Annotated in this window: 9 protein-coding genes and 3 rRNA genes; all 12 read left to right on the plus strand. The window is 66.1% G+C overall.

Features of this window, described 5'->3' with window-relative positions; translation table 11 throughout:
• Positions 1 to 14: 14 nt before the first annotated feature.
• The 12 genes from argC to rrf all read left to right on the plus strand — a co-directional run bounded on the left by argC (position 15) and on the right by rrf (position 14908).
• Positions 15 to 1028, plus strand: a complete 1014-nt coding sequence (argC, locus tag AC0NZQ_RS20530) for an N-acetyl-gamma-glutamyl-phosphate reductase (protein WP_474531940.1) — start codon at positions 15 to 17, stop codon at positions 1026 to 1028.
• Entirely contained in the window at positions 1025 to 2176 is a 1152-nt protein-coding gene (argJ, locus tag AC0NZQ_RS20535) for a bifunctional glutamate N-acetyltransferase/amino-acid acetyltransferase ArgJ (RefSeq protein WP_474531941.1), read from the plus strand. The genes argC and argJ overlap by 4 nt, the downstream gene beginning before the upstream one ends.
• The gene (argB, locus tag AC0NZQ_RS20540) at positions 2173 to 3069 is read left to right on the plus strand and encodes an acetylglutamate kinase (RefSeq protein ID WP_474531943.1); all 897 of its coding nucleotides are present in this window, start codon (positions 2173 to 2175) and stop codon (positions 3067 to 3069) included. Before argJ ends, argB begins: the two co-directional genes overlap by 4 nt.
• A complete protein-coding gene (locus AC0NZQ_RS20545) occupies positions 3066 to 4253 on the plus strand; it encodes an acetylornithine transaminase (protein WP_474531944.1) in 1188 nt (395 codons plus the stop codon). Before argB ends, AC0NZQ_RS20545 begins: the two co-directional genes overlap by 4 nt.
• Complete coding sequence (argF, locus tag AC0NZQ_RS20550; RefSeq protein WP_474531945.1) at positions 4246 to 5169, plus strand: ornithine carbamoyltransferase; 924 nt, start codon at positions 4246 to 4248, stop codon at positions 5167 to 5169. The genes AC0NZQ_RS20545 and argF overlap by 8 nt, the downstream gene beginning before the upstream one ends.
• Positions 5166 to 5711: an arginine repressor gene (locus tag AC0NZQ_RS20555; protein ID WP_474531946.1), complete on the plus strand. Its 546-nt coding sequence runs from the start codon at positions 5166 to 5168 to the stop codon at positions 5709 to 5711. The genes argF and AC0NZQ_RS20555 overlap by 4 nt, the downstream gene beginning before the upstream one ends.
• Entirely contained in the window at positions 5708 to 7150 is a 1443-nt protein-coding gene (gene argG, locus AC0NZQ_RS20560) for an argininosuccinate synthase (protein ID WP_474531947.1), read from the plus strand. The genes AC0NZQ_RS20555 and argG overlap by 4 nt, the downstream gene beginning before the upstream one ends.
• A 23-nt stretch (positions 7151 to 7173) precedes the next feature.
• Complete coding sequence (locus tag AC0NZQ_RS20565; RefSeq protein ID WP_474531948.1) at positions 7174 to 7800, plus strand: DNA-3-methyladenine glycosylase; 627 nt, start codon at positions 7174 to 7176, stop codon at positions 7798 to 7800.
• A 5-nt stretch (positions 7801 to 7805) separates the two neighbouring features.
• Positions 7806 to 9044, plus strand: coding sequence for a tyrosine--tRNA ligase (tyrS, locus tag AC0NZQ_RS20570; RefSeq protein ID WP_474531949.1), 1239 nt, complete (start codon positions 7806 to 7808; stop codon positions 9042 to 9044).
• Positions 9045 to 9689: 645 nt separating this feature from the next.
• Positions 9690 to 11209 (plus strand): 16S ribosomal RNA (locus AC0NZQ_RS20575).
• Positions 11210 to 11561: 352 nt separating this feature from the next.
• Positions 11562 to 14682 (plus strand): 23S ribosomal RNA (locus AC0NZQ_RS20580).
• A gap of 109 nt (positions 14683 to 14791) precedes the next feature.
• Positions 14792 to 14908 (plus strand): 5S ribosomal RNA (gene rrf / locus AC0NZQ_RS20585).
• Together the 16S, 23S and 5S rRNA genes form the textbook arrangement of a ribosomal RNA operon.
• The last annotated feature ends 454 nt before the right edge of the window (positions 14909 to 15362 follow it).

Raw genomic sequence — 15362 nt, forward strand, 5'->3', positions numbered from 1 at the left:
GCATAATCCTGCGTATGGGATTCCGGATCGCCGTCGCCGGCGCGAGCGGGTACGCAGGGGGCGAGCTGCTGCGCCTCGTCTCGGCTCACCCCGGCCTCGAGATCGCCGCCGTGACCGCGCAGAGCAACGCCGGTCAACGGGTGGGCGATGTCCACGGCCATCTGCGCTCGCTGGCCGAGCTGACCTTCGCGCCGACGTCGGCGGACGTCCTGGCCGACGCCGATCTCGTCTTCCTCGCCCTGCCCCATGGCGCCTCGGCAGCACTGGCGGCGGAGCTGCCCGCGGGCGTCCGCGTCGTCGACCTCGGCTCGGACCACCGGCTCACGGACCCCGATGCCCACGCCCGCTACTACGGCGGCGAGTACGCGCCGGCCTGGACCTACGGCCTGCCCGAGCTCCCCGGACAGCGGGAGCAGATCGTCTCGTCCACTCAGGTCGCCAACACCGGCTGCCACGCCGCGACCGCGATCCTCGCCGTGGCCCCGCTCGTCGCGGCCGGGATAGCCGATCCCGACGATGCCGTCGTCACCTCGGCCAGCGGGACCTCCGGGGCAGGGCGCGCGGCGGCGGTGAACCTGCTCGGCAGCGAGGTCATGGGGGACCACACCGCCTACAAGGTGGGTGCGCATCGGCACACGCCGGAGATCAAGCAGGCGACGGGGCTCACCGGCCTCACCTTCGTCCCGACGCTGCTGCCGATGCCCCGGGGGATCCTGGCGACGGTGGCGCTGCGCCCCGTCGGTCGGCCGAGCGCGGCGGAGGTCCGGGCGGTACTGCTCGACGCCTACGCCGACGAGCCCTTCGTCCACGTGCTGCCCGAGGGCCGGCAACCTCGGACCTCGGCGACCCTCGGATCGAACAGCGCCCACCTGCAGGCGGTGATCGACCGGGACACCGGCCGCATCATCGTCACCAGCGCCCTGGACAACCTCGGCAAGGGCGCGGCCGGGCAGGCGCTGCAGCTGGCCAACCTGATGCTCGGCCTGGACGAGACGGCCGGCCTCGCCGTGGACGGGGTGGCGCCGTGAGCGTGACCGCAGCCCGGGGCTTCCGTGCCGCAGGCGTCGCGGCGGGGCTGAAGACCACCGGTGCGCCGGACGTGGCGCTGGTCGTCAACGACGGCCCGCTCGACGCCGCCGCCGGTGTCTTCACCGCGAACCGTTTTCGCGCCGCACCGGTGGTCTGGTCGCAGCAGGCCCTCACCGACGGCCGGCTTCGCGCGGTCGTGCTCAATTCCGGTGGTGCCAACGCGTGTACCGGCCCGGACGGCTTCGCCGACACCCACCGCACCGCCGAGCACGTCGCGGAGGTGCTGTCGCTCAGCGCCGTCGACGTCGCCGTCTGCTCGACCGGTCTCATCGGTGTCCGGTTGCCGATGCCAGAGCTGCTGAGCGGCGTCGACGCGGCCGCGACCGGGCTCAGCGCCGGGGGCGGGGACGACGCCGCCGAGGCGATCCGGACCACGGACACCCGCGCCAAGACGGCCTGCGTCACCCGCCACGGCTGGACCGTCGGCGGCATGGCCAAGGGCGCCGGCATGCTCGCCCCGGCCCTCGCGACGATGCTCTGCGTCATCACGACCGATGCGGTGGCCGATGCCGCGACGCTGGATCGCATCCTGCGCGCCGCGATGCCGCGGACCTTCGATCGCATCGACTCCGACGGCTGCATGTCCACCAACGACACCGTCCTGCTGCTCGCCAGCGGAGCCAGCGGGATCACGGCCGAGGAGGCCGAACTCGCTGAGGCCGTCGACGAGATCTGCCACGATCTCGTCCTGCAGCTGCTGGCCGACGCCGAAGGCGCATCGAAGGAGATCACCATCGACGTCCGCGGGGCGGCGAGCGAGGCCGACGCCTTCGAGGTGGGACGCGCGGTGGCCCGCAGCAATTTGCTCAAGTGCGCGCTCTTCGGCAACGACCCGAACTGGGGACGGGTCCTCTCTGCCATCGGCACCACGACGGCCACCTTCGAGCCCGATCGGGTCGACGTCGACATCAACGGCGTGCGCATCTGCCGCGGCGGTGCCGCCGGCGAGCCCCGCGAAGGCGTGGACCTCACCGGCCGTGCGGTCAGCATCGCGATCGACCTGCACGCCGGCGACGCCGGCACCACCGTCTGGACCAACGACCTGACCCACGACTACGTCGAAGAGAACTCGGCCTACAGCTCATGACCCGCGACATCGAACGCGCCCGGCACCAGGCGGCCACCCTCGTCGACGCCCTGCCGTGGCTCTCCCGGTTCCACGACAAGATCATCGTGGTCAAGTACGGCGGCAACGCCATGACCAGCCCCGAGTTGCAGCAGGCCTTCGCCGAGGACGTGATGTTCCTGCGCTACGCCGGTCTCAAGCCGGTGATCGTCCACGGTGGCGGGCCGCAGATCACCGAACACCTGGCGCGGCTCGGCATGGCGTCGGAGTTCAAGGGCGGGCTTCGGGTCACCACGCCGGAGATGGTGCGCATCGTGCGCATGGTCCTCACCGGCGACGTCAACGCCGAGATCGTCAATCTGCTCAACGACCACGGCACCTTCGCCATCGGACTCTCCGGTGAGGACGCCAGCCTGCTCACCGCCGAGCGCCGCCACGCCGTCGTCGACGGCGAGCCCGTCGACATCGGTCAGGTCGGGGACGTCGTCGCCGTCGATCCGTCAGCCATCCACGCCCTGCTCGACGCCGGCCGGATCCCCGTCATCGCCACCGTCGCCCGGGGACTGGACGGGTTGACCTACAACGTCAACGCCGACACCGCGGCCGCGGCCGTCGCGGTCGGTCTCGAGGCCGAGAAGCTCATCGTGCTGACCGACGTCGAAGGGCTCTACGCGGACTGGCCCGACAGCAGCGAGGTCATCAGCGAGATCGACGCCGAGGCCCTGGCCGTGCTGTTGCCCGGCCTGGCCAGCGGCATGGTCCCCAAGATGGAGGCCTGCCTGCGGGCAGTCGAGGGCGGTGTCCCGCGGGCCCACGTGCTGGACGGCCGCGTCGAGCACGCGTTGCTGCTCGAGATCTTCACCAGCAGCGGTATCGGCACCATGGTTCTGCCGAGCAAAGGAGCACACGCATGAGCACCGCAGCACGGTGGCAGGCCGTCATGATGAACAACTACGGCACCCCGCCCCTGGCCCTGGCCAGCGGCCGTGGGGTCCGCGTCACCGACGTCGACGGCGCGGAGTACCTGGACTTCGTCGGGGGCATCGCGGTCTCCGCGCTCGGCCACGCGCATCCCGCCCTGGTCGACGCGGTGTCGCGGCAGGTTGCGACGCTGGCGCACACCTCCAACCTCGCCATGCACGAGCCGGGGGTGCGGCTTGCCGAACGGCTGGTCGAACTGCTGGGTCTGCCCGGCCGGGTCTTCTTCGCCAACAGCGGCGCCGAGGCCAACGAGGCCGCGCTCAAGCTGGCCCGCAAACACCGTCCCGGCGGCGAGGTGGTGTCGTGCCACCGTAGCTTCCACGGCCGCACCATGGGGGCGCTCGCCGTCACCGGCAACGCCGCCAAACGTGAGCCCTTCGCGCCGCTGCCCGGTCCGGTGACCTTCGTCGACTACGGCGACAGCGAGGCGCTGCGGGCTGCCGTCAGCGACGCCACAGCGGCCGTCATCGTCGAGCCGACGCTGGGCGAGGGTGGCGTCGTCCCACCCCCCACCGGATTTCTCGCAGAAGTGCGCGATATCTGCGACGCCGCCGGGGCGATCATGATCGTCGACGAGGTGCAGAGCGGTATCGGCCGTACCGGACACTGGTTCGCCAGCCAGGCCGAGGGCGTCCGACCGGACGTCATCACCCTCGCCAAGGGCCTGGGCGGTGGCCTGCCCATCGGTGCCTGTATCGGCATCGGCGCGGCGGGCGAGCTCTTTGCGCCCGGCGACCACGGCAGCACCTTCGGGGGCAGTCCCGTCTCCTGCGCCGCGGCGCTCGCCGTCCTGGAGACCATCGCCTCGGACCACCTGCTCGACAACGTCAAGCGTGTCGGTGAGCACCTCGCCGACCGGCTGAGCGGCATCGCCGACCCTCTCGTCGCGGGTGTCCGTGGCTCGGGACTGTGGCGCGCCCTCGCCCTCACCGCCGACCGGGCTGCCGCCGTGGAGGCCGCGGCCCGGGCGCGGGGCCTGCTGGTCAACGCCGTCAGACCCGACGCCCTCCGCCTCGCGCCGCCGCTCATCCTCACCGAGGCCGAGGTGGACGAGGCCGTTCCCCTGCTCGCCGCCGCCCTCGCCGAGGTCACCGCGACGGAGTCGGCCCATGCCTAGACACTTCCTGCGCGACGACGACCTCTCGCCCGACGAACTGCTCGGCGTGCTCGACCTCGCCGACGAGCTGAAGGCTGATCGCTTCGCCCGGCGGCCCCTCGCCGGTCCGCGCAGCGTCGCGCTGATCTTCGACAAGCAGACGCTGCGCACGCAGCTCTCCTTCTCGGTCGGCGTCAGCGAGCTGGGCGGCTCGCCCGTCGTGGTGGACGGCCGCCTCGCCGACATCGGTACACGCGAGTCGGTCGCGGACGTGACGCGGGTGATCTCGCGGCAGGTCGCCGCCATCGTCTGGCGCACCTACGGTCAGGACCGTCTCGAGGAGATGGCGGAGCTGAGCCCCGTGCCGGTGGTCAACGCCCTCACTGACGACTTCCACCCCTGCCAGATCCTCGCCGATCTGCTGACGATCCGCGAGCACAAGCAGCGCCTCGCCGGCCTCACCTTCGCCTACCTCGGCGACGCGGCCAACAACATGGCGAACAGCTACCTGCTCGGCGGGGCGGCGGCCGGACTGCACGTCCGGATCGCCGGCCCGGCCGGGTACCAGCCCGATCCCACGATCGTCGATGCCGCGACGAGGATCGCAGCCGGTACCGGTGGCAGCGTCCTCGTCACCGAGGATCCGCACGCCGCCCTCGACGGCGCGGACGCCGTCGCGACCGACACCTGGGTCTCGATGGGACAGGAGGCGGAGAAGGACGACCGACAGGCTCCCTTCCGCCGCTACGCCCTCGACGAGGCCGCGGTCGCCCGCGCGGCCGCGGACGCCATCGTGCTGCACTGCCTGCCCGCCTACCGGGGCAGCGAGATCGCTGCCGAGGTCATCGACGGGCCGCAGTCGGTGGTCTGGGACGAGGCCGAGAACCGGCTGCACGCGCAGAAGGCGCTGCTGACCTTCCTGCTGGAACGATCATGACGGTCAGTGACCGCCCGGTGACGTCGAAGGCGGCGCGGCACGCCCGCATCGTGGCCACGCTGGAGTCCCAGCAGGTCCGATCGCAGGCGGAACTCGCCTCACTGCTGGACGCCGCCGGCGTGCACGTGACGCAGGCGACGCTGTCGCGAGACCTCGACGAACTCGGTGCCGTCAAGCTCCGGACGCCGGACGGCGGCCTGCCGGTCTACGTCGTCCCGGAGGACGGCTCGCCGCTCACCGCGCGTTCGGCCGGCGACGCCACGCCGCAGCGGCTGGCCCGGCTGGTGGGGGAGTTGCTCACCAGTGCCGAGGTGAGCGCCAACCTCGTCGTCCTGCGCACCAGGCCCGGTGGCGCGCACTACCTCGCGTCCGCGCTCGACCGCGCCGGCCTGCCCGACGTCCTCGGCACCATCGCCGGTGATGACACCATCCTGGTGGTAGCGCGCGATCCGCTCGGTGGCCGCGCGCTCGCCGACCACCTCCTGACGCTGCCCCACACCACCCCACCCGCACACGACCTGAAGGACATCGACATCTCGTGAGCAAGGTTCTGAGCTCCCTGCCCGTCGGCGAGCGCGTCGGCATCGCCTTCTCCGGCGGTCTGGACACCTCCGTCGCCGTCGCCTGGATGCGCGACAAGGGCGCGGTGCCCTGCACCTACACCGCCGACATCGGTCAGTACGACGAGCCGGACATCAGCGGAGTCCCGGCGCGGTCGATGGCCTACGGCGCCGAGCTGGCCCGAGCCGTGGACTGCCGTAAGGAGCTGGTGGAGGAGGGGTTGGCCGCGCTCACCTGCGGCGCCTTCCACATCCGGTCCGGCGGCCGTGCCTACTTCAACACCACGCCGTTGGGACGTGCCGTCACCGGCACGCTCCTCGTGCGAGCCATGAAGGACGACGGCGTTCACATCTGGGGTGACGGGTCCACCTACAAGGGCAACGACATCGAACGCTTCTACCGCTACGGGCTGCTGGCCAACCCGGACCTGCGTATCTACAAGCCGTGGTTGGACGCCGACTTCGTCGCCGAGCTCGGCGGGCGCGCGGAGATGAGCCGGTGGCTCACCGAGCACGGCCTGCCCTACCGCGACAGCTCGGAGAAGGCGTACTCGACGGACGCCAACATCTGGGGCGCGACGCACGAGGCCAAGACGCTGGAGCATCTGGACGTCTCGCTGGAGACCGTCGAGCCGATCATGGGTGTGCGCTTCTGGGACCCGTCCGTGAGCATCGACAGCGAAGACGTCCGGATCCGCTTCGAACGCGGCCGTCCCGTCGCCGTGAACGGCACCGACTACGACGACCCGGTCGCTCTCGTGCATGAGGCGAACCGCATCGGCGGCCGCCACGGCCTTGGGATGTCCGACCAGATCGAGAACCGGATCATCGAGGCCAAGTCCCGCGGCATCTACGAGGCACCGGGCATGGCGCTGCTCTGGATCGCCTACGAGCGGCTCCTCAATGCGATCCACAACGAGGACACGATTGCGAACTACCACGGCGAGGGACGGCGGCTGGGCCGGCTCCTCTACGAGGGACGCTGGCTGGACCCGCAGTCGCTCATGCTCCGCGAGTCGATCATCCGGTGGATCGCCTCGCTCGTCACCGGCGAGGTGACGCTGCGACTGCGGCGCGGCGAGGACTACACCGTGCTCGACACCCGCGGCCCCGCGCTCAGCTACCACCCGGACAAGCTGTCCATGGAGCGCACCGAGAACGCCGCCTTCGGTCCCGCCGACCGGATCGGCCAGCTCACCATGCGCAACCTCGACATCGCCGACTCGCGCACCAAACTGGAGCTCTACGCGACCCAGCCGCTGGACGAGGGGCAGGTGCTCGTCGAGCACGGCACCCTCTTCGGCTCGTTGCCGGCGGGGGAGGCCAAGCACGTCACCGAGTACCCCACCGAGGGGACGCCGGACCGCACCGTCGACGAGACCGCGCTCGACCACGCGGCGTTGGAGTCCGGTGTCGACTGACACCGGGGCGGCGCCGGGCGCCGGTGGCTGACGTCGGCGACCGGCTCGCCCTGCCCGCTGTCACGGTGGCGCCGCGCCTTCTCGGCGCCGTCGTGACCTCGGAGCTCGGCGGCGCGACGGTGGCCGTGCGGCTGACGGAGGTCGAGGCGTACGAGGGTCGGGACGACCCGGCCTCCCACGCCTTTCGCGGACCGACGCCGCGGACGGCGGTGATGTTCGGACCGCCGGGGCGGCTCTACGTCTACTTCAGCTACGGCATGCACTGGTGCGCCAACGTCGTCTGCGGCCCGGACGGCACTGCGGCGGCCGTCCTGCTCCGGGCCGGCGAGGTCGTCGCCGGTCACGACGTCGCCCGGGCACGCCGCCCCGCCTGCCGTCGTGACGTGGATCTGGCCCGCGGCCCCGCCCGGCTGGCGAACTGTCTCGGTCTCACCGGAGCGGACAACGATCGGGACCTGACCGACCCCGAGTCGCCGGTGCGGTTGTCCGACGTCCGTTCCCGGCGTCCGCACGGAGTCGCCACCGGACCGCGGGTCGGGATCTCGGTTGCCACCGAGCGTCCTTGGCGGTTCTGGCTCGCCGATGCCGGGTCGGTGTCGGCCTTCAAAGCGGGTGGACGGAGACGGGCGCCTCGAGGCCCGGCAGACTGAGGGGTGTGACGACCGAACAGCCTGATTCCCTGCCGGACGACCTCGACGATGCCTACGAGATCTTGGCCTCCGGGGCCGCTCAGATCCTCCCCGCCGACGGCCTGAAGGAGCGCCTTCTCGCCGCGCGGCGCGAGAATCGGCCCCTCCGGGTCAAGCTCGGCATCGACCCCTCGGGGACGGACCTGACGCTCGGCCACGCTGTCGTCCTGCGCAAGCTGCGGCAGTTCCAGGACTTGGGTCACACGGCCGTCCTGGTGGTGGGTGGCTTCACCGGTCAGGTGGGGGATCCGTCGGGACGGACGGCGACCCGGGTGGCTCAGTCCGCCGACGACGTGATCGCCAACGCCCGCGGCTACTTCGACCAGCTGATGCGCATCCTCGATCCGGAGCGAACCGAGGTCGTGAACAACGCCGACTGGCTCGGCACCATGAGTCTCGCCGACATCCTGGGCTACACGCGGCAAGTGACGGTGGCTCAGTTGCTGGAACGTGACGACTTCGCGCGCCGCTTCAAGTCCAACCAGCCCATCAGCCTCTCCGAGTTCGTGTACCCGCTGCTCCAGGGGATCGACTCGGTGGAGATCCGCGCCGACATCGAGCTGGGCGGCACCGACCAGACCTTCAACAACCTCGTCGGACGGGAGCTGCAACGCTCCCGCGGTCAGGCCCCGCAGGCCGTGCTCACGGTTCCGCTGCTGGTGGGGACCGACGGCGTCGAGAAGATGGGCAAGTCGCTCGGCAACTACGTCGCGATCGCGGAGCCGGCTGCCGAGCAGTTCGGCAAGCTGATGAGCATCCCGGACTCGGTGGTGGGGCTCTACGCACGGCTCTGTACCGCCCTCCATCCCCGCGAGGTAGCCGAACTTGAGGCCGAGGTGGCCGCCGGGGGAGCGAGAGCCAACGGCGCGAAGCGACGGATGGCCCGCGAGGTTGTCGCGCTCTACCACGGCCCGGACGAGGCCGCGGCCGCCGAGAGCCGTTTCGACGCGATCTTCAAGCGCCGCGAGATCCCCACCGATGTGCCGGAACATCCGCTGGGGACGGACGACCCGGTGCACCTCCCTGCGCTCATGGTCGCCGCAGGGATCGCCGGCAGCTCCAGCGAAGCGCGGCGCGCGATCGATGCGGGGGCTGTGAAGGTCGATGGCGTCGCCATCCCCTCCGGGCACTACGACCTGGCGCGCGAGCAGCTCGTGGACGCGGTCCTGAGCAACGGCAAGCGACGCCTCGTACGACTGGTGTGAGGTCCTGGGGCCCAGCAAAACCGGGGTTTTCAGCCTTGAGTGGTCGGCGTCACACAAGTCGGATCTGGCTTCCGGCCGATCAGATCGGGGTGCATCAGGGCTGGAACCCCCGAAATCTAAGGCCTCGACGCGTCTTCACCAGGAATTTGACGTTGCGAGGCCCGCTAGCTAATGTTCTCTCTGTCAGCGCGACGGAGACACCGAAGCGGGCCGAGGCCGAGAGGCCGCGGGACGCTGGTGGAGCCGGGCTGATGGAGTTCCCCCAAGCACGAGGCAGGATGTTATCTGCGCCCCGACCAAGTGGGAGTCTGGGTGGTGCAGGTCGTGTTTGACTGTGCGGAACCAACCAGCTAATGTATCTCGGGTTGCCCCGGAACCGGCCTAGCGGCCGCGGACGGTGCGCATCCGCTCCTTGAGAACTCAACAGCGTGCCGAAAGTTAGTGCCATATTTATAACTCTCGTCTCGTGATCGTTCGCGGTCACGGAAGAGATTCCTTTGGTACATCGAGCAAGATAATTCCGTTCAGCAATGCCTTCGGGCAAAGCTAAACAGTCAGCTCGTATGACCAGTGATTGAAGCCGTTTTTCAGGAACGGCGACTTTCTGTGTCGACATTCCAGCTCTCTAGCTGGTGTCTATAAACATTCACGGAGAGTTTGATCCTGGCTCAGGACGAACGCTGGCGGCGTGCTTAACACATGCAAGTCGAGCGAGGCTCTCCCTTCGGGGGGATGTCCTAGCGGCGAACGGGTGAGTAACACGTGGGCAACCTGCCCCTAGCACTGGGATAACCCCGGGAAACCGGGGCTAATACCGGATACGACTGCTGCAGGCATCTGCAGCAGTGGAAAGGGTTACTGGCTAGGGATGGGCCCGCGGCCTATCAGCTTGTTGGTGGGGTAACGGCCTACCAAGGCGACGACGGGTAGCCGGCCTGAGAGGGCGACCGGCCACACTGGGACTGAGACACGGCCCAGACTCCTACGGGAGGCAGCAGTGGGGAATATTGCACAATGGGCGAAAGCCTGATGCAGCGACGCCGCGTGAGGGATGACGGCCTTCGGGTTGTAAACCTCTTTCAGCAGGGACGAAGCGAAAGTGACGGTACCTGCAGAAGAAGCACCGGCCAACTACGTGCCAGCAGCCGCGGTAATACGTAGGGTGCAAGCGTTGTCCGGAATTATTGGGCGTAAAGAGCTCGTAGGCGGCTTGTCGCGTCGGCTGTGAAAACCTGGGGCTCAACCCCGGGCCTGCAGCCGATACGGGCAAGCTAGAATTCGGTAGGGGAGACTGGAATTCCTGGTGTAGCGGTGAAATGCGCAGATATCAGGAGGAACACCGGTGGCGAAGGCGGGTCTCTGGGCCGATATTGACGCTGAGGAGCGAAAGCGTGGGGAGCGAACAGGATTAGATACCCTGGTAGTCCACGCCGTAAACGTTGGGCGCTAGGTGTGGGCCACATTCCACGTGGTCTGTGCCGCAGCTAACGCATTAAGCGCCCCGCCTGGGGAGTACGGCCGCAAGGCTAAAACTCAAAGGAATTGACGGGGGCCCGCACAAGCGGCGGAGCATGTGGCTTAATTCGATGCAACGCGAAGAACCTTACCTGGGCTTGACATGCAGGGAAATCTCGTAGAGATACGGGGTCCTTTTGGGCCTTGCACAGGTGGTGCATGGCTGTCGTCAGCTCGTGTCGTGAGATGTTGGGTTAAGTCCCGCAACGAGCGCAACCCTCGTCCTATGTTGCCAGCGAGTAATGTCGGGGACTCATAGGAGACTGCCGGGGTCAACTCGGAGGAAGGTGGGGATGACGTCAAGTCATCATGCCCCTTATGTCCAGGGCTGCACACATGCTACAATGGCCGGTACAAAGGGCTGCGATACCGCAAGGTGGAGCGAATCCCATAAAGCCGGTCTCAGTTCGGATTGGGGTCTGCAACTCGACCCCATGAAGTCGGAGTCGCTAGTAATCGCAGATCAGCAACGCTGCGGTGAATACGTTCCCGGGCCTTGTACACACCGCCCGTCACGTCACGAAAGTCGGTAACACCCGAAGCCGGTGGCCCAACCCTTGTGGAGGGAGCCGTCGAAGGTGGGATTGGCGATTGGGACGAAGTCGTAACAAGGTAGCCGTACCGGAAGGTGCGGCTGGATCACCTCCTTTCTAAGGAGCACTAAGGCCGGCTCTACGGAGTTCGGTCCAACACTCGTTCGCAGGCGAACGTCCTGCGCGAGTGGCTCAAGGGTGGAACACTAACTAGTTCGCTCAGTTCGAGTGACGTCCGGTCAGTACAGCGACTTCGGTCGCAGGAACCTCTGAGTCGTTTTCGCGCTGGCGTAGGCACGCTGTTGAGTCCTGAGGGAGCGGGTAACCGACCCTCCGGCTTTGGTCTTTGGACCGAGCCGAACGTCCGACCACGTCGGTCATCGAACGGCACCGCATGGTGTACGCGATGAGCCACCGCACGTGGTCGCCCGTACCTTGAGAACTGCACAGTGGACGCGAGCATCTTTGTGGCCAAGTTAATAAGGGCGCACGGTGGATGCCTTGGCACCAGGAACCGAAGAAGGACGTAAGGGGCTGCGATAAGCCTCGGGGAGCTGCCGACTGAGCTTTGATCCGAGGATTTCCGAATGGGGAAACCCAACAGGAGTCATGTCCTGTTACCCATGCCTGAACACATAGGGCATGCGGAGGGAACGTGGGGAAGTGAAACATCTCAGTACCCACAGGAAGAGAAAGCAACCGCGATTCCGTGAGTAGTGGCGAGCGAAAGCGGAACAGGCCAAACCAGATACGCGTGATAGCCGGCAGGCGTTGCGTATGTGGGGTTGTGGGGCCGCAGTGTTGGTTCTGCCGAACCAACGAGGAGTAAAAAAGCGTCGTAGTTAGTCGAAGGACTTGGGAAGGTCCGGCACAGAGGGTGATACCCCCGTAGACGAAAACTCGACGCCTCCTTTGCGTTACCCCAAGTAGCAGCGAGCCCGTGAAATTCGCTGTGAATCTGGCGGGACCACCCGCTAAGCCTAAATATTCCCTGGTGACCGATAGCGGACAAGTACCGTGAGGGAAAGGTGAAAAGTACCCCGGGAGGGGAGTGAAATAGTACCTGAAACCGCGCGCCTACAAGCCGTTGGAGCGTCGCTTTGCCTTGCGCAAAGTCGTGACAGCGTGCCTTTTGAAGAATGAGCCTGCGAGTTAGTGTTACGTGGCAAGGTTAACCCGTGAGGGGCAGCCGTAGCGAAAGCGAGTCTGAATAGGGCGTTGAGTCGCGTGATCTAGACCCGAAGCGAAGTGATCTACCCATGGCCAGGTTGAAGCGCGGGTAAGACCGCGTGGAGGACCGAACCCACTTAGGTTGAAAACTGAGGGGATGAGCTGTGGGTAGGGGTGAAAGGCCAATCAAACTTCGTGATAGCTGGTTCTCCCCGAAATGCATTTAGGTGCAGCGTCGCGTGTTTCTTGCCGGAGGTAGAGCTACTGGATGGTCTAGGGGGCCCACAAGCTTACCGAAATCAGCCAAACTCCGAATGCCGGTAAGTGAGAGCGCGGCAGTGAGACTGCGGGCGATAAGGTTCGTAGTCGAGAGGGAAACAACCCAGAACACCAGCTAAGGTCCCCAAGCGTGTGCTAAGTGGGAAAGGATGTGGAGTCGCACAGACAACCAGGAGGTTGGCTTAGAAGCAGCCACCCTTTAAAGAGTGCGTAATAGCTCACTGGTCAAGTGATTCTGCGCCGACAATGTAACGGGGCTCAAGCACACCACCGAAGCTGTGTCATTCATGCTATAGCCCGTCGGCCGTCTACGGACTGCCGGCCAGGTGCATGGATGGGTAGGGGAGCGTCGTGTGCCGAAGGAAGCGGCGGGGTAACCCAGCCGTGGACGGCACACGAGTGAGAATGCAGGCATGAGTAGCGAATGAGGAGTGAGAACCTCCTCCGCCGAATGACCAAGGGTTCCTGGGCCAGGCTAATCCGCCCAGGGTAAGTCGGGACCTAAGGCGAGGCCGACAGGCGTAGTCGATGGACAACGGGTTGATATTCCCGTACCCGCAGAAGAGCGCCCATGACGAACCCAGCAATGCTAAGCGCCAGAAGCCAAGATGAGTTTCGACTCTGACATGGTGGATCGCGCGACCCGAACTGGTAGTAGTCAAGCGATGGGGTGACGCAGGAAGATAGTCGTACCGGTCAGTGGTAACACCGGGGTAAGCGTGTAGGGCGTCGTGTAGGTAAATCCGCGCGACATCAGCCTGAGACGTGACGCATAGCCGATTGCGGCGAATTCGATGATTCTATGCTGCCGAGAAAAGCCTCTAGCGAGCTCTGAGCGGCCCGTACCCCAAACCGACACAGGTGGTCAGGTAGAGAATACTAAGGTGATCGAGTGAACCATGGTTAAGGAACTCGGCAAAATACCTCCGTAACTTCGGGAGAAGGAGGGCCAGTTGGCGTGACGGCATTTACTGCCCGAGCGTTGGCCGGCCGCAGAGACCAGCGAGAAGCGACTGTTTACTAAAAACACAGGTCCGTGCGAAGTAGCAATACGATGTATACGGACTGACGCCTGCCCGGTGCTGGAACGTTAAGGGGACGGGTTAGCACTTCGGTGCGAAGCTCAGAACTTAAGCGCCAGTAAACGGCGGTGGTAACTATAACCATCCTAAGGTAGCGAAATTCCTTGTCGGGTAAGTTCCGACCTGCACGAATGGCGTAACGACTTCTCGACTGTCTCAACCATGGACTCGGCGAAATTGCACTACGAGTAAAGATGCTCGTTACGCGCGGCAGGACGGAAAGACCCCGGGACCTTTACTATAGTTTGATATTGGTGCTCGGTTCGGCTTGTGTAGGATAGGTGGGAGACTGTGAAGCGGGCACGCCAGTGTTCGTGGAGTCAACGTTGAAATACCACTCTGGTCGAATTGGGTGTCTAACCTAGGTCCGTAATCCGGATCAGGGACAGTGTCAGATGGGTAGTTTGACTGGGGCGGTCGCCTCCCAAAATGTAACGGAGGCGCCCAAAGGTTCCCTCAGCCTGGTTGGCAATCAGGTATCGAGTGCAAGTGCACAAGGGAGCTTGACTGCGAGACAGACATGTCGAGCAGGAGCGAAAGCTGGGACTAGTGACCCGGCACTGGCAAGTGGAAGCGGTGTCGCTCAACGGATAAAAGGTACCCCGGGGATAACAGGCTGATCTTCCCCAAGAGTCCATATCGACGGGATGGTTTGGCACCTCGATGTCGGCTCGTCGCATCCTGGGGGTGGAGTCGCTCCCAAGGGTTGGGCTGTTCGCCCATTAAAGCGGCACGCGAGCTGGGTTTAGAACGTCGTGAGACAGTTCGGTCCCTATCCGCCGCGCGCGCAGGAGATTTGAGAAGGGCTGTCCTTAGTACGAGAGGACCGGGACGGACGAACCTCTGGTGTGCCAGTTGTTCCACCAGGAGCACTGCTGGTTAGCTACGTTCGGAAGGGATAACCGCTGAAAGCATCTAAGCGGGAAGCTCGCTTCAAGATGAGATCTCCCATCCTTTATGGAGTAAGGCCCCCGGCTAGACCACCGGGTTGATAGGCCAGAAGTGGAAGCGTGGTAACACGTGCAGCTGACTGGTACTAATAGGCCGAGGACTTGCCACACACAATCTTTGTCGACTTCGGTCGGCACTGCTACGCGTCCACTGTGCGGTTCCCGAGGTACGGTCCCCGTCTCTTTGCGAGACGGTGCGGACCATATCTCCATAGAGTTTCGGCGACCATAGCGAGAGGGAAACGCCCGGTCCCATCCCGAACCCGGAAGCTAAGCCTCTCAGCGCCGATGGTACTGCGCGGGCCACTGCGTGGGAGAGTAGGACGTCGCCGGACACACTTTGACGACGAGGGTCGTTCGGATTTTCCGAACGGCCCTCGTCGCATTTAACAGTCTTGATCAGGGATGGATAGTTATGTCAGACCGCGCCTCCAGTGGCTCACCTCGTCCGTACCGCTCCGGTGGCAGTAGCTCCGGGGGAAGTGCTCCTCGGGGCGGCAAGCGCGGGGGTCCGCCGCGTTCCTCTGGGGAGGGGTTCCGTCGGGGGAGTGACTCCCGCGGGTTCGGTACGCGGAGCGGGGCCGGCCGTGACGGTGGAGGAGCAGCTGACGGCGCCGGTCGCGGTTCCCGCGGCGCGGGTTCGGCGCACGGCTCGTCCGGTCGTCCGGCGCGTGACCGCCACGAAGGTTCCGCTCGGAGTGATCGGTTCGGCGGGGCTGGGCGTCCCCGTCGCGATGATCGTGACGGACGGGGCGAACGGTCGAGGCAGGATGGTCGGCCTCGACCGGA

The organism is Jatrophihabitans sp. sgz311053 (assembly GCF_056135305.1).

Excerpts from the sequence above, each read along its gene's own strand:
- argC (WP_474531940.1), top strand. The coding sequence starts at position 15 with ATGGGATTCCGGATCGCCGTCGCCGGCGCGAGCGGGTACGCAGGGGGC.
- argB (WP_474531943.1), top strand. The coding sequence starts at position 2,173 with ATGACCCGCGACATCGAACGCGCCCGGCACCAGGCGGCCACCCTCGTC.
- AC0NZQ_RS20545 (WP_474531944.1), top strand. The coding sequence starts at position 3,066 with ATGAGCACCGCAGCACGGTGGCAGGCCGTCATGATGAACAACTACGGC.
- argF (WP_474531945.1), top strand. The coding sequence starts at position 4,246 with ATGCCTAGACACTTCCTGCGCGACGACGACCTCTCGCCCGACGAACTG.
- AC0NZQ_RS20555 (WP_474531946.1), top strand. The coding sequence starts at position 5,166 with ATGACGGTCAGTGACCGCCCGGTGACGTCGAAGGCGGCGCGGCACGCC.